Source organism: Spirosoma litoris (assembly GCF_054776755.1).
Window position 1 is genome coordinate 89,987 of sequence record NZ_BAAHBI010000070.1, and the last position, 22,561, is coordinate 112,547.

Below are 22,561 nucleotides of genomic sequence, written 5' to 3' on the forward strand. Positions count from 1 at the left end.
GGGTTTATCTACTTAGTTCATTAACTGATCGAACGTAAGACTGATATAATACATCGAACCAATGCTGGGGTTACCCCAAGACTGTGTGTAAAGCTTGCCGGTTAGGTTTGTGCCACCCACTTTCAGGATAGACTTGATACCCGAAAGTTTTTTGCTAACCTGCGCATCCAGTGTACCATAAGCCGGAATAATCGTTTGCTGGCGACCGGTAGCCTCTGCATTGCCAAAACTTGACTCCCACAAGAACGAATCCTGAGCGCGATAAACAACGTTGAACCCTATACCTGTTCTGGCTATATTCCGATTCCCGAAGGTCAGATTATAGCGATACTTCGGTGTATTAAACTGAGTGACAAAGCCAGCAGGAATCTTATCCTGATCAATCAGGTAGTTCGACGATACGTTAGCTCCGATCATATAATTTCCAGGCAGTAAATAGTCTGCTCCGATAGCCCAACCTGCATTTTTCAACTGTGTTGATGAGTTAACAGGGTACGAATAGACCGTACGAGTTGAGCCACTAATCAATTGCAAGGTTGATGCAGGATCAGCCACCGAAACAGGCGTTTTACCCTGAACCACAATTTCGCTTCCTAGGAAATTCAGGAACCGGTTGTAGTAATAATAGGCATCAATGAACAACTTATTGCCTAATAACCCTTTATAGCCCACTTCGTAGGTTTCTACCCGTTCAGGATCGTATCCGGGATTGATTGATGTTTTCAACAGACCTAGTGCTTGTGGTAAAGCTGCTGTACCACCTTGTTGCAAAGCAGCACCAAAGGCCTGAACCGATTGAAGCGTGTAAACAGGGCTGGTCGAAAAATTATACCGTTGCTTCAGGAAAGGCAATCCACCGATTAAGTGATACGAAGGCGTATTCAAATCAATGTACTGATCCTGCGTAGTTGGAATACGGAAACCCCGCTGGAAGGAAGCCCGGAAGTTATGAACTTTAGCCACCGTCAACACAGCCGAAAAGCGAGGGCTTACCTGTGCTTTAAAGTTCTGGTTTTTGTCATAGCGCAACGATCCCGTCAATTTCAATATATCGGCCAGCGTTTTCGAAGCCTGAACATAAGCGCCATATTCATCGATGGTATATTCCTTCCCGTTTTCATCACGAGCAAACAGGGTGCCCTCCGAGTTGAGCGCGTACCGTCGAACGTTTGCCCCAACAATCACCTCAACAGTTTTCGGATCGATCAGCTTATTGAAATTATACATACCCTCTGCATGATAGAGATTTGTTTTGTCTAAAAACTTCGCCCCTACGCCGGTAGCATCGCCCGGAATGGGTTTCCCCGTCACTGCATCAAATGCCTGTTGGAAGGCAGCTGTCCCCGGAATCAAGCGGCCCTGATCGGCTGCACCTCTAGCCTGATTCAAAAGGGTTGCCTGCTGGCTATTGGAATACGCCTGAGCTGCCGCTAATGCCGCAGCTTGTGTCTGACCAGCACCAAGCGCGGTTAAGTAAGCACCCGCATAACCCGTAAGCGCATTTTGGGCATAATACCCGAAATAAGTTGGGAACCACTTGGCGGCACTGCCACTCCAGGCTTCATTAATCCCCTGACCCAGGGTCGACGTAGCGTAGGCATCGCCCGAGCGCTCCTGGGTGGTGTAAGCCCGCACGAAGAAATTAGAGCCGCGCAATTCAAGTTTGTACTGGCCAAGTTTGAAGCCTTTAATGTAGTAACGGTCGGCACCTGTGTACACCGTTGTACCCGTTCCCCAGTTTGCCTGAACGATAGCTTCTAAGTTGTCATTCAAGCGATAATGCAAAGCCCCGTTCAGTTTGAGGTTGCTTGCATTATATTGTACAAGATCACTTTCCTGATAACCCGTCCGGGAAATATTCAGGTTCGGAATGATGTTGTTAAAAATCTGCTGAGGAGTCAGCCCCGTCAATTGTGGTAAAGTTGCATTTCCTGCCTGCGGAATCTGCGTGGTGGCAATGGCTCCCAAAATGGCCGAGGTACCATTGGCTCCCGTTCCAGGAGTTCCGTTACCATACAAATTTGAGTACAAATTGGCGCTGGCATCGCCATAAATATTGACACCATCATAGCCCTGGTTATTAGCTCGGGTTCCGTTGTCGAGCGTAAATCCATTCGAATAACTTTGATCCCGGTAATCGGTTGCCTGCCAGTCTTTTGCCGTTAAGTAGGAAACCCCTACTTTAAATGCAAACTTATTATTAAACGCTTTAGCATACCGGAAAGCGGCATCGTAATAAGGTGTAGTAGCCGTTGACCGATTGCTGGCGCTCATGACCCCACCTTTGGCATAAGCACTCAACCCCTGATACTGAAAGGGGCTTTTCGAATTCATTAACAACAGTCCATTAATGGCGTTCGGACCATAAAGCGCCGAAGCAGCCCCTGGCAATAACTCAACACTTTCCAGATCCAGTTCGGATACCCCTGCGATGTTACCTACGGAGAAATTCAAGCCTGGCGCCTGGTTATCCATTCCATCGAGCAGTTGAACAACCCGCGTATTTCCGTTTGAACCGAACCCCCGAACGTTAACCGACTTGAACGTTAAGCTTTGCGTGCTCATATCTACCCCCTTGATGTTCTGCAAAGCATCGTAGAACGTAGCGGATGGTGTCGACTGAAACGAGCGGATGTCTAATCGCTCAACCGATACCGGCGATTTCAGCACACTTTCCTCTACCCGAGAAGCCGATACAACAACCTCCTGCCCCAGCATAACCTGTTCTTTCAGGGAAATAGCCAGATCAGTCCGATCGCCGGTAATCGTGAATTCTTGCGTTTGGAAACCAACGCCCGTTACAGCAATTACAAACGGGGTTGGCGTATTTGTCGTTAGGGAAAAATTACCTTTCAGGTCAGTAATGGTTCCAATCACTTTGCCCTTTACAGCAATGTTAATTCCCACAAGTTCGCCATGTTTGGCGTCATCGGTCACTTTTCCGGCAACACGGGTCTGAGCCCATGTAGCTGCGCTTAGTAAGGTAAAAAGGCCGAAAAACAATGAATAAGTAATTAGTTTTCTCATAAGAAGATATTAAAAGTGCAGCTATGTAACCCCCAGTTACTTTCTCGCTAAAAATACGGATAAACCTGAGTTTTGTGCAAATATTTCTTGCCATTGATAAATTATTTCACATTATCCTAACACCAGAAAATAACCTATTTTGAACACCAATAGTAAATTCAATCTTAAGCGTTCTTTTTCTACAGACAACTTTCTCAACTGATATTTTTTCTCTATAAATCATGTCACAAGAATCGAATCAAGACCGTCGGGAGTTTTTAAAAGCTTCTGGTTTGCTCGCAGGTGGAGCCATGTTGGGCAGCCTGCCTTTTAGCGCACAGGCAGCTAATCGCCCAGCACCTCGTTTTCATTTTTCGGTGAACGATACCATCAAAGTAGCCCTTATCGGTTGTGGTGGACGCGGTACGGGAGCTGCCCAGCAGGCACTTAATACAAAGCAGAATATTAAGATTGTAGCCCTGGCCGATGCGTTCCGAGATCGTCTTGATGATGCTTATAAAGCGTTGACCGAACGTGGCCTGAAAGCTGCTGATGGAACGCCGAAAGTAGATGTTCCAGAGGATCATAAATTTGTAGGTTTCGATGCCTACAAACAGGCAATGGCTTTGGCCGATGTAGTCATTCTGGCAACTCCTCCGGGCTTCCGTCCAAGCCATTTCGAAGAAGCAATTCGGCAGAACAAACAGGTATTCATGGAGAAGCCGGTAGCTACCGACGCGCCGGGGGTTCGACGCGTATTAGCAGCTGCGGAAGAAGCCAAGCGCAAAAAACTGAACGTAGTGGTTGGTCTACAACGCCGTTATCAGCCAAGCTACCGCGAAATGATTAAACGCGTTCACGATGGAGCGCTGGGCGATATCATTGGCGGGCAAGTTTATTGGGTTAGCGGTGGCGTTTGGCAAAAGCCTCGCAAACCGGGTCAAACCGAAATGGATTACCAGATGCGCAACTGGTATTACTTCAACTGGCTTTGTGGCGATCATATTAACGAGCAGCACGTTCACAACATCGACGTAGCCAACTGGGTGAAAAACAGCTATCCCGTTTCCTGTCAGGGAACAGGTGGACGTCAGGTTCGGGTTGGTAAAGATTATGGCGAGATTTTCGATCACCACATCGTCGATTTCGTTTATGCCGACGGAACAACTATCAATAGCCAATGCCGCCACTACGAAGGCACCTATAGCAGGGTCGACGAAATGTTCCTGGGTACGAAGGGAAAAGTTGAAGGCATGGAGAAGAAAGCCAGTGCGTTGATGGGTTATAATGGACAGCCTATTTTCAGCTACAACGCTAAAAACGATGGTAACCCTTACCAGATCGAACACGACGAGCTATTCGAGGCTATCGCAAAAAACGAATATAAATTTGCCGATGCCGAGCGAGTAGCCAAGAGCACGATGACGGCGATCATGGGGCGTATGGCTACTTATTCAGGTAAAGTCGTTAAGTGGGACGAAGCGTTGAACTCGCAAATTGATCTTTTCCCAACAACACTTGCCTGGGATGCTATGCCTAAGAGCTTGCCAGACAAAGAAGGATTCTATCCAATTGCCGTACCAGGCAAAACAATAGCCGTATAGAGTTGCTTATTTGAGTTATTCAAACAGCCAAGGCCGACTGCGTTAATCGTAGTTGGCCTTGGCTGTTTTAGGGCCAGCAAACTATTTTTTATGGTAAAGCAACCGAGCGAATTATGTATGCATCTACCAGCTAATCAGTTAGCTTTTTATAGATATGCCTACCGTTCAGCATCAACGAGAACATTATATCGATTGGATCAGGGTTATAGCTTTCATGATTCTGATTTTCTTCCATTGCTCCATGCCATTTGTTCAGTTTGGCTGGGAAATTAAAAACACTGAACACTCCCGCTTCCTTGACCGACTAATTATCTGGCTTCACCAATGGCGCCTGCCTTTGTTATTTTTCATTTCAGGAGTTGGGGTTAGTTTTTCGCTACGGAAGCGGTCGGTCTTTTCGTTTTTCGGAGAACGAGTTATTCGGCTGTTTATCCCTTTATTATTCTCCATGTTTTTCGTGATTCCGCTTCAGGTCTATTTTGAACGCCTACAGGAACACAAAATCAATGAATCATATTGGCAGTTTTACCCTACCGTCTGGAGTTTAATACCTTACCCAGAGGGAACACTAACCTGGAGTCATTTGTGGTTTGTGGTCTATCTTTTTGTGTTTACCATCTTACTCTTACCTGTTTTCGCTTTACTGAAAATCAGCCCCTTACAACAAATAAAGCAAAAGCTCAATCCACTCTTCAGCCATCCGTTGGCCAATCTTTCTCTGGCTATCCCCTTCATCGTTTATTATTTCCTTTGGTATATCCGATGGCCGGTTCAGGGGAGCTTATTCGATGACTGGTACCTGTTCAATTCATCGATTACGTTTTATTTCCTTGGATATTTTCTGGCAGACCTACCCTCGTTCTGGCAAACCTGCGAAACGTATCGACATTATTTTTTGGCAGTAACCTTAAGCTGTCTGGTCGCCTTGTTCTGGAAATATTACTGGTTGGTCGAATTGCCGAAAGAGCAAAATACAGCACTCTACCTCTATGGTTTTTTTGACGGATTACATATCTGGTCAATTATTCTGACGATCGTTGGGTTTGCGCGGAGATATCTGAATTTTTCCAATCCGGCATTGGTGTATTTAACAGCAGCTGTTTATCCGTTTTACATAATTCACCAGACAATTATTGTCGCAACCGGCTATTACATTGTCCAGTGGGAAAGCCCGATCTTCGTGAAATTAATTGTTCTGATTAGCACCTGCTTTATACTGACGTTTAGCATTTACCACTTCCTGATCCGTCCTTTTGTCGTGATGCGCATCCTCTACGGATTAAAGCCTAAGCGAGTGGTCCCAACCAAAAATGTGTCGTATGCAGAACAGGAATAGTCCAGTTTGTCATCTATAAAGCCTATTCTCAAAACGGAGTCGACTGCCATTTGTGGAGCTTCCCTTTTTTATTCTCCAGAATCAGCAATTTGACTCCCGGAAATCGCCGAATCAACCGACGACTTTTACGTAGTCCAGCCACACTGAACACCTTTGTTAATGCATCAGCCTGATAACCCACGGGAGCTAATACAGTAGACCGAACGAAATGCTGCAACCCAAGCCCGGAACGCGGATTCATGATATGCGAGTAACGTTGGCCCTTGTATTCCAGAAAGCGGTAGGCATCACCCGAAGTCGTAATAGCCGCATTCTTAAGGAAAATGGTAGTTGTATCCGTGTCACCGGCACTTGCAGAACCAATGCCCACACGCCAGCCAGCCGAATTGGGCGGTGGGTCACCTACCAGAATATCACCACCAATATCGAGCAGGAAAGAACCAATCCCGAAACGATGCAAAACGGTTAATGCTTCGTCGATGGCAAAGCCTTGCCCAATACCACCAACATCTAGCCGCATGCCGGGCCGACGTAATCGCACTGAGTGCGTCGTACTATCTAATTCCATCAATTGATAGCCGACCGCTCGCCGGGCCCGATGTCGTTCTTTTGCACCCGGAAACTCTTTCCGACGAACAGCCCGACGCCATAGCAGCGACAACGGCCCAAGCGTTGGATCAAACCGCCCATTCGATAATCGGGCTATTGTTTGTGCTTCCGTTAAGACATTGAATAGATCAGTAGATACCGAAACCCATTGCCCAGAGCCACTTGTGGCCGATAGCCGATTAATTTCTGAGCCATCCATATAATCGCTCATAATCTGGTTTAGCGAGTCCATCCGGGCCGATACCGCCGAGTAAGCACGATGCGCTGCCGTACTATCAGATGCATAGAGGATAACATTGAATTGGGTTCCCATAAGGCCCCGATGGAATGAAAAACGGGTCTGTCCGTTGGTTTGCGCGTGAATAAAAAATGGTAGCAAGTTGATTGCTACCATATGAAGTAAGGTAAAACGCAGGAACAACTTCGTCGTCAAAAGGCTTTTATACGATATCTTTGCCAAGCTAATTGTACTATGATAACGATCAAAAACAAGTTCATTTTATTAGCCGCCGGCTTCTGGATATCAGGCATTATACTCATCCTGGCTGGAGCGTGGGCTAAAAGTAGCCGACCAGATATGGCAGGCATTCTTCTATCAGGTGGCATTCTGGCCCAAGCACTTGGCTTTGGCTTTTTAGGCTTCGCCATTATGCAGGCTGTGATGAAGAAGAAGTGAGCAGCTTATTCTACGCCTGTGTTGTTACACTCGGGCAGCTTTATCACGCAGATACATGTCAACCAGTACTAGGGCAGCCATAGCTTCTACAATGGGCACAGCACGCGGCACAACGCAGGGATCATGTCGGCCTTTGCCCGAAACAGTTACCGCCTGGCCATGCACATCTACACTATCCTGATCCTGCATAATGGTTGCTACAGGCTTGAAAGCCGTGCGAAAGTAGATATCCTCGCCGTTGCTTATACCCCCCTGAATACCCCCAGATAAATTAGTTTTGGTTCGGACCCGACCGTCTGTATCTGTATAAAACTCGTCGTTATGTTGCGAGCCATATAGCTCTACTCCAGCAAAACCGCTGCCGTATTCAAAGCCTTTTACGGCATTGATACTCAGCATCGCTTTTCCTAGCTCGGCATGGAGTTTATCGAAAACGGGCTCACCCCAACCAGCCGGAACACCCGTTACAACACAATCCACAATGCCGCCAATGGAATCGCCCTGTTTGCGGGTTTCATCGATATACTGAAACATTTGCTCGGCCATTTCGGGATCTGGGCAACGGACCGCGTTTTCTTCGGTGAGTGCCAGATTAAGCTCCTGATACGGCTTCACTAGTTTGAGTTTACCCACTTGCGAAACGTACGCCTGAATCTGAATACCTTGTTGCGCTAATAGCAATTTAGCAACAGCTCCGGCGGCTACACGGGCGGCTGTTTCGCGGGCCGAGGAACGCCCTCCCCCCCGATAATCGCGCGACCCGTATTTGGTCTGGTACGTATAATCGGCGTGAGAAGGACGGAATTGCTCGGCAATGTGGCCGTAGTCTTTACTCCGCTGATCCGTATTTCGAATAATTAAGGCGATAGGTGTGCCTTGTGTCTTCCCTTCAAATACACCCGATAATACCTCAAATTCGTCGGCTTCTCGTCGTTGGGTTGTAATGCGCGACTGACCAGGTTTCCGGCGCTCCAGTTCGTGCTGAATAAATTCGGTATCGAAGGGTAAGCCAGCCGGACAGCCATCGATAACAACACCAATAGCGGGCCCGTGCGATTCACCAAATGTAGAAATCTTAAATAGTCTTCCGTAAGTACTGCTCATGCGTGTTGGGTACTAGCTACTGAACTCAAGGCGTTTATCACTCAGTATGCTGTTTTTTAAAAAATACGAAAATCATTCCTATCAACATAATCAGGATCAACACATTAGCAATTGACCTAATTAGTACTGAAACACTGACTGGCTGATTGGTACTATCCATCTCGGCAATGCCTGCATACAACGAATTATCTGTGGAAGCTTCGCCGGTTACGCTCGAAACGCTATTGTTTACTAATGCCTGAACACCAATAACAGGTTTTTTATTACCCACTTGTAAACGCAGTTGCGGTCGAAGTGTGTCGTATCGTGCAGTTTGGGGGTCGAAGTAAACCCATTGGAATCGATTTGCCAACGAAATCTCTCCATTTTGGTGGGGCACAATAAAATAAGTGAACGTTTTATGCCCGGTCACTCCATAGCCATTATTCGTACTGCTATGTTTTTCTTCCGGCGGAAATATATCGAACTCCGTTGTTTCACTTAATAAAGCCGGCGCAGGGAGGGTAGTAATGTTGCCTTCTCCTCGTATCGTAAATGTATAGCGAACGCTTTGACCAATACTAACACCCTGTCGCTCCAAACCCTCCTCCAACTGAAACGTGCCGACAGGCACTCGTCCTCGTAGTGGGTGCGGTGGCAATGACTTGACAACTATCGTAATGGGTCGGCTGGTAAATGTTACGGTTTCTTCCTGGGCCGTAGGCGGGCCAATTTTGGGGCGAGGTCGGGCCAACTGAAGCGCTACGGCTGGTAATTGTACATTCTGATTCGAGAGCGGAAAAAAGACGGACTGATAAATACGAAATTCCCGAAATTTCTTTCCTCTGATGGTTATCGAAATGGGTTTTAATTCAGCAATCGGAACATTTTCCTCCCAGGAGTTAGCGGGACGAATTTTTTTGACAATTGCCTGTAACTGTTTGTCCAGCGCGGTAAAACTCAGTACATAAGGGTAATTGTCGGCGATATAAAATGCTAAGGTCAACGATACACCTTCTCCCGCATAAACAGTCGATTTAGAGGCTCGAAGCGAAAGGAAAGCGGATTTATCGGATGCAGCGTCAATAATATCTGCGGTTGTATTGGCCTGATCTAGCACCGTTTTTGATGGTTGTACAAACAGTATGGCTCCATCTGAACGGATTGTCTCTTTATTAACGACTATATCAAACGGCGGCAGTCGAAAACGGCCAGGGGCCGTGGCTAAATAAGTTTGAGTAATTACTTGATTAGTAATGGTTTTTCCAGCAACTTCGCTAGGCGATATACTAGTAGAAATTCCTTTTTTGGTGAAGCCTGGTATATCCGGGAAAGCAATAGCGGCCCGATTTTCGCTATTCGGAATAATAACCGAAATTGTGAAGGGCCGCTCAATAGGAAAAGTAGTTTGGCTTAACTCAATAGTAATATCTGTATCAGGCACTTGCCCGAACACAGATACACTAATCAAGAAAAATAATGCAAAAAATTTGCGGAATATTGCAAGTAACATTGTTATTTTGAAGCAACAAATTTAGCATAAAGTCGTTACCGATATAAGAACGAACCAGTCAACCTCTTTATATATCCATCAGCTTCCTAAACAACAAATTTACTCTCTATGCTCTCTATGCTCGAATATATCAAGACCATCCTTCAGAAGGTGAGTTTTGATAAAGCTCTTTTTGAAAAAGAATTAGCGAAAGCTATAAAATTACTGATTCCTAAAGAAGTTAAACAGCTTAAGCGTTGGTGTTATCTCCAATTTGGCAAAGTATATCGAGTCGTATTGAACCATTGTTTTGCCCGAGTTCGGTTTACCTGACAAGGCAACCAGAATACTTAATCAAAGAGGCCCGCCATTTTTTGAAAAATGGCGGGCCTTTTTGATTAAACCGGTTTAGAGAGTCACTTTCTGCCGCATTTCCGGTATTTCGATATTCCGGAACCCAGCCTCCTCCAAATGCCCCTTCCAAACGAGTTGTTTATCGTATTCGCCATGAACCAGAAATACGCTTCTGACCTTAGCGGGATTCTGACAGCTTAAAAAGTGCAGCATCTCGCGATAATCACCATGCGCTGAGAACGAGTCCATAATGGCAACCTTCGCTATAACCGGATAGCGTTCCCCAAAAATCGTTACTTCTTTATCACCCCGTTTTAAAGCTCCGCCCAAACTATTAGGTGATGCATATCCAACCATTAAAATGGTCGTATTAGGTTTTGTGATATTGTTTTTAATATGGTGCTTGATTCGTCCGGCTTCGGCCATACCCGAAGGCGCAATAATGATACAGGGTTCCTTATCGTCATTGATAGCCTTCGACTCGTTTACATCTGTTACATAGTGGAGATTGGGGAAATCGAATGCGTCGCCGTCTTTTTTGATATAAGCCAGAATGTCGGGATTAAAATCCTCTTCATGATCGCGCATTACCTGCGTTGCTTTTACCGACATGGGGCTATCGATATAAACCGGTAGTCTGGGTAGCCGACCTTCGCTTTCCAGCTGATCGAGGGCATAAATCAGCTCCTGCGTACGGTCAACCGCGAAGGCCGGAATAATAAGTTTGCCTTTATTCTCTACGCAGGTTTGCTGGACAATGTTCAGCAGATGGGCTTTCATATCCGGTTCAGCTTCGTGTAGCCGATCGCCGTAAGTCGATTCGCAAATGATATAGTCAGCTTGGGGAAACGTATCGGGCGAGCGCAGAATTTTATCATCTGGCCGCCCAATGTCACCGCTAAAAAAGAGATGTTTTTTAATGCCGTTATCCTGGATAGTCAGACTAACAGACGCACTACCAAGCAAATGGCCAGCATCGGTTAGCAGGCCCGTCACTTCATCACAGATAACAAACGGGCTACCGTAATGAACCGGCTTCATCTGGTCGAGCGCGTGTTGCACGTCGTTTTCGTCGTACAACGCTTCGAGTTCAGGCTCGCCCCGGCGGGTGCGTCGTTCGTTGACCCGCTCAAGATCACGCTCCTGAATGCGGGCGCTGTCCATCAGCATCACTTCGCAAAGGTCAATGGTCGCTGGCGTTGTATAAATTGGCCCCTTAAATCCTTGCCGAACAAGGCGGGGAATCAGCCCGGTATGATCGATGTGTGCGTGAGAAAGCACCATATAATCGATCTGAGTCGGATCAAAGCCAAACTCTTGATTCAGTTCATCGGTATTAATGCCTTGAAAAAGCCCACAGTCGAGCAAAATTTGTTTGCCATTGGCGGTTGTTAGTAGGTGTTTACTTCCCGTAACGGTACGGGCTGCACCGAAAAATTGAATGGTCATGATTTAGGTATGTTCTCGGTAAATCTGTTCTTTGTGATTGTAAGGTTTACAGTATTCGGTTTTTTGGTTGAAATACCGTGAACCGAATACCTGTTCTTTATCTGAGACGTGCAAATAAACAGCGAGTTTCACGGACTTATCATGTTGATTATTGAAAAAGGTAAACTAATAGGGAAACGATTTTGGCAATCGCGTGTAGTGAGAACCGTTATCGTTGGCTTATTGATTTTTTTTAGCCTGGATTTTTTCTTCCCCGTTTCTACCCATATTCCTTATTCAACAATCATTACGGCCCGCGATGGTTCTATTTTGCATGCCTTTTTAAGCCGCGACGACAAGTGGCGCATGTACGCCGAACTCAACGAGATTACGCCCACGCTCCGCGACGCCATTTTATTCAAAGAAGACAAATACTTCCGATATCATCCCGGTTTTAATCCAGTAGCAATGTTACGAGCAGCCGCCCGAAATCTTCTGACAGGTCGGCGAACATCGGGGGCTTCGACCATCACGATGCAAACGGTCCGACTTCTCGAACCCCGCGACCGTACGTACAGCAATAAACTTATTGAGTTGTTTCGAGCCTTACAGTTAGAAGTCCATTACTCGAAGGATGAAATTCTGCAATTGTACCTGAATCTGATTCCGTACGGGAGCAACATCGAGGGGCTTAAGTCAGCTTCATTGTTGTATTTCGGGAAGCCGCCCGTATTGCTTAGTCTGGCCGAATTAACAACCTTAACCATTATCCCTAACCGTCCGTCGAGTTTACGATTAGGCGCGCGAAACGCCCTTGTTGTACAGGAGCGCAACCGATGGCTCGTCCGCTTCCGTACGGCAAAGCTTTTCAGCGACGAAACTATTGAGGATGCCTTAAACGAGCCGCTCACGGCCTACCGGCGGGAAGCGCCACAACAGGCCCCGCATTTGTCGCGACGGCTTCGTGCCGAGAATCCAACGACGCCTATTGTTCAGTCGACCTTAAATCCAACCGCACAGGCCACTGCCGAGCAGGTAGTGAAACGGTATGCCGATCGGATTCGGGCCTATAATATCCACAATTCGGCGGTGTTGATTGTGGATAACCTGTCGCATGAGGTAGTGGCGTATGTCGGTTCGGCAAATTTTAGTAATACGTTTGACGGTGGTCAGGTTGATGGAGTACGGGCAGTACGATCGCCGGGCAGCGCTTTAAAGCCGTTGTTGTATGGACTTGCCTTTGATGCAGGTATTATCACGCCCAAAACCAAACTCGCCGATGTTCCCGTCAATTTTGGCGGTTACGAGCCTGACAACTACGACCGTCGGTTCAATGGTCCTGTTACAGCAGAGTTTGCGCTGGCTAACTCACTGAATATTCCGGCGGTGGCTCTATTAAAAGAAATGGGTACGCCAGTTTTGGTGTCAACACTTCAAAAAGCTGGGTTTACGGCGATAAAAAAACAGGCTAAAGAGCTGGGCCTTTCCATGATTTTAGGTGGCTGTGGAGTGACATTGGAAGAAATGACGCGATTGTATGCTGGGTTAGCGAATGGAGGTGTGCTGGGAGAATTACAGTTTACCTCGTTACCCTCACCCCCGACCCCTCTCCCAAAACGGGAGAGGGGAGCAGGACTCCCAGTTTCTCTCCCCTCTCCCGTTTTGGGAGAGGGGTCGGGGGTGAGGGTAATTTCTCCCGAAGCCGCCTATCTCGTCACGCACACACTTACGCAAATCACCCGGCCCGACCTGCCTAATAATTTCGACAACAGTTATCACCTTCCGCGTATTGCCTGGAAGACCGGCACTTCCTATGGGCGACGAGATGCCTGGAGCATAGGCTACAATCAGCGGTATACGATTGGCGTATGGGTAGGTAATTTTTCGGGGATTGGTGTGCCTGAACTTAGTGGAGCTAATACGGCTACCCCTTTACTGTTCCAGCTTTTCAACGTCCTCGATTACAATTCTCCGACGGGATGGTTCAAAACGCCCAAAGACGCAAATAAGCTATCGATGCGGCTTATTTGTCCCGAAACAGGCGATGTGCCGGGTGAATTTTGTACAAACCCCGTAACCGATTATTGCATCATGGGGGTGTCGCGGTATCGCCATTGTCAGCATCGGAAAGCTGTTTTCACGAATGCTGCGGGGACAATTTCCTATTGTACACAATGCCGCCCCGATAGTGGTGCTGTTCGCAAGTCTTACCCAAATTTATCGCCAGAGATCATTGCGTTTTATAAGAGTCGGCACATACCGTTCGAGGTTGTGCCTCCGCACAATCCAGCCTGCGAACGGGTGTTTGGAAGCACAGAGCAAGCTGGGCCGCAAATCACAAGTCTTACGAATGGCAACGAGTATTTTATTAACCCAAAACAACCCGCCGAAATGGAGCTAAGTTGTCAGGTGGCCAATGATGTACAGACTGTGTTCTGGTATTTGAATGATAAACTCTACAGCAAGGCCAAACCGACCGAAGCCATCTTTTTCAAACCCAGGCCGGGGACTTTAAAAATTTCATGTGCTGACGACAAAGGGCGGAGTAGTGATATTCGCATTCTTGTTCAGCATGAGTAATCATTTCCTGATTTTGCTTTTCCAGATTTTATCAACACTTTTCTGCCCTAAAACCCAATTCCTTATACATGAAGACTTTATTTATTTTGTGCGCTTCTTTATTGCTCACCACGGCAACCTTTGCCCAACAAGATCCTTCGCAAGACCCGACAGCGCTCGGCAACGCCTTCTTTAAAGCTATGCTCGATGAAGACAGCAAAACCCTGGGCACATTGCTTACCACCGACTTTAGTCTCGTTAGTTTCGATGGTAGTTCCGTTGAAGGGGATATGCTAGTACAGGGCGTTGGGGGTGGCTATGTTGTAGTTGATGCAGCTACGGTTTCAGGAACACGAGTACGCCAGTATAACAACGATGCCGCCGTAATGACCGGTACCTGGAAAGCGAAAGGCAACGTTCAGGGAAATGGATTTGACAATACCGTTTCGTTTGCGCTTACCTGTGTAAAACAAGGCAGCGCCTGGAAAATTGCCAATGTGCAGTTTACCCCAATGCGGTAGTAAGCACTTGATTGCACAAAAAATTTAGATTATTTCAGTACCGGATTTCAATCGACCGTCAGGGTAATTGAAATCCGGTTATTTTTTGCCAATAACTCCACAAATCCTCCGCACAAGATTTCGTCAGCCTAGTATATGCTAATAGCTCCTCGGCTCAACCAAGTGCTTGTATTGGAATTTCTTGGTCTTGCAACGATCAGCTTTCTAAAGGCGTAGTTGTCGTATCTACGTAAGGCCACCATGGATAATTAGCATTAAAAATATGGCTATTCACATTAATCTCGACCTATGGTTCGTACTGTGAATAAACCTGATTTTAATCCTTTACGTAGCTCTATATCTAACACTATGCGCTATGTTGTCATTTATTTATTCGCCTAAAAAGATCGCATTTATAACCGCGCTTTTTTTCATATCGATATCAGCAAAATCACAATTGATTTTTAACGATGCTGACTATCAAATTGACGAAAGTTTACATTTAATTATTTGCAATAGAATTCCGGATAAAATCCCGACTAATACCCAATCTATCTCATTTGGCAGAGTTTTCAAATTTGACACACTTCTAAATACAATTCAGGCTGGGGTAGCTTATGACATTTTTGATAACGACACTAATTATAAATTATATTTCACTCGTTTACCTCTCATCAACCTAACTGTAAAAAATGCAATTGGGGATGATTATTCCGAGGGTATGCTAAGTGTTTCTGATACTATTGGAGATCAGATCAACTCTACCATGGGAATTAAACTAAGAGGTGCTTTATCCAGAACATTTCCTAAAAAATCATATCATATCCAGCTCTGGTCAGATAGTACGGGCACCTCAACGCAGAATAAATCTTTTTTCGATATGCGTAACGATCAGACCTGGTTGTTACTCGCTATGTATAATGAAAAACTCAGACTCAATAATAAAGTATCGCACGATCTTTGGCTGAAATTACACAAGCTCTATTACGCCGATCAGGAACCTGATGCTCATTCAACGATTCGCACAAACTATACTGAAGTATTTTTAAACGGTAATTATCAGGGTGTTTACCTCTTCGCAGAGGATACAGATCGTAAACAGCTACAATTAAAAAAGCAAACTGTTTCAAACGCTGGGGGAGAACTGTATAAAAGCTACGATTGGACTGGAGAGACCTTATTTACAGGCGTATCAGACATACCAACTACCTCGACAGAAGATTGGGGCGGTTGGGAGCTGGATTACCCTGACACAACAAATTGGACAAACCTGCACCAATTTATTGACTTTGCCGTGAACTCATCCGACAGCTTATTTAAACAACAAATTTCAACGAAAATTCGACAGGACAATTTTGCCGATTATTTTATTTTCCTAAATCTAATTCGAGCAACTGACAATACTGGCAAAAATTTATTCCTGGCACGCTATACGCAGAACGCTCCCTACTTTATTGTTCCGTGGGACCTAGATGGTACCTGGGGATATTTATGGGATGGAAGTGTAAATAATATAACTAACGATATTCTATCGAACAATCTATTTAACCGTTTATTAACTATACCAGATTTCAAACTTCAATTATCTACGCGCTGGTTTTCTTTACGGAATACAATTTTATCGCTTGATAGTTTATCTAACTCAATTAATAAGAACTATAATTTCCTGACCAGGAATGGCGTATATGAGCGAGAAAGTTTAAAATGGGCCAATCCCTTGCTTTCTTATAATACAGAAGAAATCGACTATTGTCAAACCTGGACCCAAAATCGAGTAACTTATCTCGACAGTTTTTTTAAAAGCCTGGTGCAAGATCAGCCGATAATTTACAACTTCTCTGCCGAAGCTGTAGAAAAAACAGCGGTATTAAACTGGAGCGTCAACTGTGCAGCGGTTACGTCTTTCGACATTGAGCAGAGTACCGATAGTTTGAAGTGGTCAACGCGCACAGTGACTCCTATTCTTTCTAATGATGCCTTACCCTGTCAATATAGTTTTACTGATACGAGCCCAAGTTCAGGCAATTCGTATTATCGACTAAAAGTTGTTGATAAACAGAGCAATGTTTTCTACAGCACTATCCAGTCACTAAATTTTGATTTGCCCATTACTATATTTCCAAATCCAGTTTCGAGCACGTTGCAAGTTCAGGGAAATGTAGATAAGATAGGTGTATACTCTCTGAGAGGTGCCCTCATTTATGAGTCGGCCAACATATCAGCCAACCAGGTTGATGTTAATAGTCTTTCGTCAGGGATGTATTTGTTACGGGTGACGCAGAAAAACGGGATAGTAAGCACCCATAAAATTCTAGTAAACAGATAAAGTCCATTTTCTCAGGTACATACAGTTGCCGAAAGCTAACCCGTTCATCCATTTGAACGGGTTTTTCGCTAATATTCGGCACTTCTCCAATAACCCCATGAAAACAAGCCTTTTTCTTCTTTTTTCCCTTTTACTTTTTCAGTGTTCCCGCCTGCCATTCAACGAGGTTTCGGTTGTCGGTCGCAATTTCGAGGATGAGGTTCAGCAGACACAGAATCTGATTTTTACGTTCAACAAAAATGTTGGGCCAAGCAATCAGTTCGATGAATGGGATTCAACTCAGTATGTACGTTTTATTCCCGCTGTTCGGGGGAAATTCAAGTGGACTGCGCCAAATGAGTTGGTCTTTTCGCCCGCCCGTGCTTTCGATCCGGCGACTGACTATCGGGCCGAACTCACCGACGATTTACTGAAGCGTTCGGACAAAAAAGATTTAAAAATTTCGGGCGATGATATTGCCTTTCACACGCCTTACCTCCAACTAACCAGCACCGAAAACTGGTGGTCACGCTCGCGCGAAACTGGGCAACCTGTGGCTAAAAGTCGGCTTAATTTTAATTACCCCGTTTCATCGGCAGAAGTCGCTGAGAAACTAGGCGTTTCATCTGAAGACAAACCCCTTACGGCGCAAACACTGCCCAATAATGGGCAGAATTCAGTGGCGCTCACCCTTACCAATGCACCTGCTCAAAAGAACGAACAACCGTTAACCATCAAACTAAACAAAGGGCTTAAAGTGCCGAATACGGCCTATGTCAGCAAAGAAGTTATCGAAGAAACCAGTACGTTGCCGTCTCGCTACAAAATAGAAGTTACGGATGTCCAAACGAGTTTCGAGAATAATAAAGGCGTAGTGCGAGTTATTACAACGCAGGAGTTACAACCGGGCGAGCTTAACAAGCTATATACGATTCAGCCACAAGCCGAAACCACAGCCGAACTAACCGAAAACGGATTCATCATCCGGGGGGACTTTAGCGAAACCGACACCTACGTTCTGACACTCACCGATCAGATTCGGGGGGTGTTAGGCACCAAACTAGAGGAGCCCGTCAGCAAAGATCTGTTCTTCGGAAAAATGCCTGCCAGCATTCAGTTTGCGAATAAAAAAGCCTTGTACTTGTCGTCGAAGGGCGCGCGCAACATCGGACTTAACATCGTTAACGTGCCGAAAGTAGAGGTCAAAATTGCAAAAGTGTACGAAAATAATCTTCTGAATTACTTCCGAAATAATCGCTATGAAGACTATAAAGAAAATGCCAACGGCGAGTGGGGACCATCAGGATCATTTAATTATAGCGACGACGAGCAGGGTGATTTAAGCGATGTTCTCGTCAAGAAAACCGTCGAAACAACCGACCTTCCTAAAGTAAGGGGTGTTTCGGCGCTGAATTTATCCCTGCCCGAATCAAACAATAATTTCCGGGAGCATCCACTCCGGGGTGTCTATCTGGTTTCTGTCGACTCCAAAGACGAAGCTTATCTGCAAGCCAGCCAGTTAGTGTCGGTCTCCGACATTGGACTCGTTGCCCACGAGACAAAAAATGAAGTGCTGGTCTGGGCCAACTCTATCCGTACAGCCGAGCCTATTCAGGGGGTTGAAGTGACGCTGGTAAGCAGCAACAACCAATCGGTTTATACGCTCACAACCGATGGTAGTGGTTTTGCCAAATTTGATAAGGTGACCGAAAAAGCACCGGGTTTCAAAATCGCACTGCTTACGGCCCGCACTGCTGACGATTTCAATTTCCTGTTCCTGCCCGATACGCAAGTCGAAACATCACGCTTCGATGTCGAAGGCAAATACGATAACGAATCGGGTTTTGATGCCTTCGTATACGGTGACCGTGATATTTACCGACCCGGCGAAACTATTCATTTTAACACCGTTATCCGGTCGCAGAACTGGCAAAGCGTTGGCGAAATTCCGGTGCTTATTCGCGTTTTAACGCCCAATGGCCGCGAACTGCGCGCATTCCGTAAAACAACGAACAAACAAGGGGCGGTGGCTACCGACGTGCCACTTAACCCAGCCGCCGTAACGGGTAGTTACACAATTGAGGTCCTCAACGCTAATAACGTTCTGTTAACCTCGCAATTGGTGAGCGTTGAAGAGTTTGTTCCCGATCGGATAAAGGTGGATGTGTTGACCGATAAAACCAGCTACAAATCGGGGCAGACCATCACGCTTTCGGCTACGGCCATGAACTTGTTTGGTCCACCGGCTTCTGATCGCGCCTATGAAATTGAGTTGCAATTGAAGCGGAAAGCTTTTGCCCCAAAAGGGTTTGAAGAGTATGACTTCGATATTCCCAATGGCGCAGCAGCTACGCAGGCAGATGCGACTGGCAAACCAGATGTTTTCCCGAAAGAAATTCGGCAGGGACGCACGAACGCCAACGGGCAGGCCACGGAGAAATTCCCTATTTCAGGTCTTTATCAGGACATTGGCGTATTGGAAGCCAAACTTTTTGTGACCGTATTTGACGAAAATGGCCGACCCGTTAACCGACTCCGACGGCTGGATGTGCTGACTCAGGACACCTTTTTCGGCGTGCGCCTTCCCGACCGTTACGTAGCGACAAACGCACCCATTGCTGTGGAACTTGTCGCTCTTGATCCGGCCGGAACATTAGAAGCGTCGGCCTCTGCCTCTGTAGAAGTTATACGCTATGATTACCAGACGGTTATTGAGAAAGACGGCGATCGCATAAAGTATTCGACCAAACGACGAGAAAAGTCTGTGTATACGAATTCGCTGATTTTTAAAGGTGGAAAATCAAGTTTTCGGTATGTGCCAACCGTTTCAGGCGAATACGAAATACGAGTTCGCCGACCTGGTGGCTCCAACTACGCAGCTACAGGGTTCTATGCTTATGGGTATGGAAGCACGTCTGCGTCATCATTTGAAGTAAGTACAGAAGGGCAGGTACTCATGACCCTCGACAAGCCAGCTTATAAAACGGGAGACAAAGCCAAAGTCCTGTTCAAGGCACCTTTTGATGGGAAACTACTGGTAACGGTTGAACGCAACCGGGTTCTTGAACAACATTGGCTGACTACAACCAATAAATCGGCCGAGTGGAGTTTCTCAGTCGGTAGTGAGCATTTACCGAATGTCTACGTAACGGCCACGCTCATTCGCGCCATCGACAATACGAACCTACCATTAACAGTTGCTCACGGCTTCGCTCCTGTTTCTGTGACTGATGATGACACGAAACTCCCTGTAACCATTACGGCAGTAACCCAATCTCGTTCGAAAACGAAGCAGACGATTCGGATTAAAACGGCCGGAAATGCGCAGGTAACCGTAGCTGTTGTGGATGAAGGGATTTTGCAGTTGAAAAACTTTAAAACCCCTGACCCATATGGCTTCTTCTACCAGAAACGCGCCCTCGAAGTGGGTAGTCATGACCTGTATGCCTTACTCTATCCCGAACTATCGTTGAAATCGACATCAAGTGTTGGGGGCGATGGCTATGATTTAGAAAAACGTGTCAACCCGCTTAGCAATGGTCGGGTTCGGTTAGTAGCTTTATGGAGTGGCATTTTAGAGACTGGCTTTAATGGTGAAGCCGAGTTTTCGGTCGATATTCCGCAATTCTCGGGCGATCTGCGAATCATGGCTGTTGCCTATAAAGACAATGCCTTTGGGGCATCGAACAGCAATATGAAAGTCGCTGACCCAATCGTCATCAGCACGGGCGTTCCTCGTTTCCTGACACCCGGCGATCAGGTTGAGCTTCCCGTTAATCTGAGCAACACCACGAAACAAGTTGCCACAATCACCGCAAAACTAAATCTAACAGGCCCATTGGTAGCCGATAGCCTAAGCGCTCAGAAACTGACCATCCAACCTGGCCGCGAAAGCCGCGCGATATTCCGGGTTTCGGCCAAACAGGCAATTGGTGCCGGAACAATTACCGTAACAGCCAGTGGTCTTGGTGAGACATTTACCGAGAAAACAGATATTACAGTCCGGCCAGCAGCTTCCTTGCAAAAAACGACTGTATCAGGGGTAGTAGCGGGCGGAAAATCGCAGACGTTGCAATTGGCCGGTAATTTCTTACCCGGCACCGCGAAGGCCAGTATAACCTTGAGTCGATCGCCGGTGACGCAGTATGGTCGTGAATTATCGTATTTATTGGGTTATCCACACGGCTGCATCGAGCAAACCATCTCGAAAGCGTTCCCGCAATTGTACTTCGCCGATTTAGCTAAACAGTTAGCGAGCAACACCTATTTCGTACGGGCGGGCGATAGCGATATGAACCCTTCAACCAACGTTCGGCAAGCCGTACAAACGGTCGAAAGTCAGCAGGCACCTAATGGTGGCTTCACGATGTGGCCGGGCATGGCAGCCGTAGCGGGGAAATCGAACGTTGACGAATGGGCCAGCGCCTATGCCGTTCATTTCCTGGCCGAAGCCCAGGAAGCGGGGTATGAAGTTCGGCCATCGGTGCTGAGTTCGGCCATCGATTTCCTGACGACTTATACCAACAGCCCAGCTACCGAAAATGCCGTTACCTTTGATGAAACTGGTGGACGCACGATTCATAAAGTAGCCAGTCGTACAAGTATATACGGACTTTATGCGCTTGCCGTAGCTGGTAAACCCAATCGGTCGGCGATGAACTACTACAAGCAAAACGCCAACCTGCTTACACCCGATAGCCGCTATCTGCTGGCATCGACTTTCTTCCGGGTTGGGGATACCCGTAGTTTTTCGGCCCTGTTACCTAAGAAGTTTACGGATAACACAACCGGGCATCAAACAGGTGGCAGTTACGCATCGCCCGTACGCAACCTCGCGCTTGTTCTCGACGCGCTTGTCGACACCGATTCCGACAATTTACAGATTCCGACATTGGCCCGACAGCTTTCAGGCGCATTGAAACAAACAACCTATCTCAATACCCAAGAAGCCGCTTTCGCCTTTCTGGCTCTGGGTAAACTGGCTCGGCAAACAGCTAGCAGTACCGCTACGGCCACGTTGACATTGGGCGGAAAATCGTTGGGCACCATGAACGATGCGTTGCTGAATATCAAACGGGTTCCAACCAATGCGCCACTTACGCTATCAGCCAGTGGGTCCGGCAACGTTTATTATTTCGGGCAGAGTGAAGGTATTCCAAGTAGTGGAAAAATTGCCGAAGAAGACAACGGACTACGGGTTCGTCGGGAATACCTTGATCGGGAAGGCCGATCGCTCAGTACCATTCGGCAGAACGATTTGGTCGTCGTAAAAATCACGCTCGCCAGTACGAATGGGTTAGACGTTGAAAATGTTGTTGTAACGGACTTACTACCAGCGGGCCTCGAAGTCGAAAATCCACGACTGACCGAACCTCGCGACATGCCCTGGATTCAGAAGCCCGATGCCCCCGATTATTTCGACCTGCGCGACGACCGGATTAACTTTTACACCACGGCAACTAACACCACCCGAACATTTTATTATTTAACCCGAGCTGTATCCAAAGGTCGCTTTGTAGTTGGTCCAGTATCGGCCGATGCCATGTACAGTAGCGACTATCGCAGTTATAACGGTGCAGGGGTTGTGGTGGTGAAATAATTTTAACTGA

13 protein-coding genes are annotated in these 22,561 nt (G+C 46.5%); 8 read left to right on the top strand and 5 right to left on the bottom strand.

The window, feature by feature from the left end; translation table 11 throughout:
* Positions 1–12 precede the first annotated feature (12 nt).
* On the bottom strand, positions 13–3,027 hold the full coding sequence (locus ACYVGR_RS33245) for a TonB-dependent receptor (RefSeq protein WP_460964581.1): 3,015 nt from the start codon (positions 3,025–3,027) through the stop codon (positions 13–15).
* Positions 3,028–3,248: 221 nt separating this feature from the next.
* Here ACYVGR_RS33245 and ACYVGR_RS33250 point away from each other — a divergent pair, with 221 nt between their 5' ends.
* Together ACYVGR_RS33250 and ACYVGR_RS33255 are read left to right on the top strand one after the other, a co-directional pair.
* Positions 3,249–4,610, top strand: coding sequence for a Gfo/Idh/MocA family protein (locus ACYVGR_RS33250; protein ID WP_460964582.1), 1,362 nt, complete (start codon positions 3,249–3,251; stop codon positions 4,608–4,610).
* A 154-nt stretch (positions 4,611–4,764) separates the two neighbouring features.
* Entirely contained in the window at positions 4,765–5,946 is a 1,182-nt protein-coding gene (locus tag ACYVGR_RS33255; RefSeq protein ID WP_460964584.1) for an acyltransferase family protein, read from the top strand.
* Between the two features lie 28 nt (positions 5,947–5,974).
* On the opposite strand, the gene ACYVGR_RS33260 is transcribed toward ACYVGR_RS33255, so the two are convergent.
* The gene (locus ACYVGR_RS33260) at positions 5,975–6,949 is read right to left on the bottom strand and encodes an FAD:protein FMN transferase (protein WP_460964585.1); all 975 of its coding nucleotides are present in this window, start codon (positions 6,947–6,949) and stop codon (positions 5,975–5,977) included.
* A gap of 78 nt (positions 6,950–7,027) precedes the next feature.
* Between ACYVGR_RS33260 and ACYVGR_RS33265 the strand changes: the two genes are divergently transcribed.
* Positions 7,028–7,231: a hypothetical protein gene (locus ACYVGR_RS33265; RefSeq protein ID WP_460964587.1), complete on the top strand. Its 204-nt coding sequence runs from the start codon at positions 7,028–7,030 to the stop codon at positions 7,229–7,231.
* A 24-nt stretch (positions 7,232–7,255) separates the two neighbouring features.
* On the opposite strand, the gene aroC is transcribed toward ACYVGR_RS33265, so the two are convergent.
* Positions 7,256–8,335: a chorismate synthase gene (gene aroC, locus ACYVGR_RS33270; protein ID WP_460964588.1), complete on the bottom strand. Its 1,080-nt coding sequence runs from the start codon at positions 8,333–8,335 to the stop codon at positions 7,256–7,258.
* A 37-nt stretch (positions 8,336–8,372) separates the two neighbouring features.
* On the bottom strand, positions 8,373–9,785 hold the full coding sequence (locus ACYVGR_RS33275; protein ID WP_460964590.1) for a BatD family protein: 1,413 nt from the start codon (positions 9,783–9,785) through the stop codon (positions 8,373–8,375).
* A gap of 150 nt (positions 9,786–9,935) precedes the next feature.
* Here ACYVGR_RS33275 and ACYVGR_RS33280 point away from each other — a divergent pair, with 150 nt between their 5' ends.
* Positions 9,936–10,139: a hypothetical protein gene (locus ACYVGR_RS33280; RefSeq protein WP_157583927.1), complete on the top strand. Its 204-nt coding sequence runs from the start codon at positions 9,936–9,938 to the stop codon at positions 10,137–10,139.
* A 75-nt stretch (positions 10,140–10,214) separates the two neighbouring features.
* Here the strand turns inward: ACYVGR_RS33280 and ACYVGR_RS33285 are convergent, their stop codons facing one another.
* Positions 10,215–11,609: an MBL fold metallo-hydrolase RNA specificity domain-containing protein gene (locus ACYVGR_RS33285; RefSeq protein WP_460964592.1), complete on the bottom strand. Its 1,395-nt coding sequence runs from the start codon at positions 11,607–11,609 to the stop codon at positions 10,215–10,217.
* Between the two features lie 141 nt (positions 11,610–11,750).
* Here ACYVGR_RS33285 and pbpC point away from each other — a divergent pair, with 141 nt between their 5' ends.
* The 4 genes from pbpC to ACYVGR_RS33305 all read left to right on the top strand — a co-directional run bounded on the left by pbpC (position 11,751) and on the right by ACYVGR_RS33305 (position 22,551).
* Positions 11,751–14,168, top strand: coding sequence for a penicillin-binding protein 1C (gene pbpC / locus ACYVGR_RS33290; RefSeq protein WP_460964594.1), 2,418 nt, complete (start codon positions 11,751–11,753; stop codon positions 14,166–14,168).
* 68 nt (positions 14,169–14,236) lie between these two features.
* Positions 14,237–14,668: a nuclear transport factor 2 family protein gene (locus tag ACYVGR_RS33295; RefSeq protein WP_460964596.1), complete on the top strand. Its 432-nt coding sequence runs from the start codon at positions 14,237–14,239 to the stop codon at positions 14,666–14,668.
* A gap of 355 nt (positions 14,669–15,023) precedes the next feature.
* Positions 15,024–16,973, top strand: coding sequence for a CotH kinase family protein (locus ACYVGR_RS33300; RefSeq protein ID WP_460964598.1), 1,950 nt, complete (start codon positions 15,024–15,026; stop codon positions 16,971–16,973).
* Positions 16,974–17,070: 97 nt separating this feature from the next.
* Positions 17,071–22,551, top strand: a complete 5,481-nt coding sequence (locus ACYVGR_RS33305; RefSeq protein WP_460964600.1) for an alpha-2-macroglobulin family protein — start codon at positions 17,071–17,073, stop codon at positions 22,549–22,551.
* Positions 22,552–22,561: the final 10 nt, after the last annotated feature.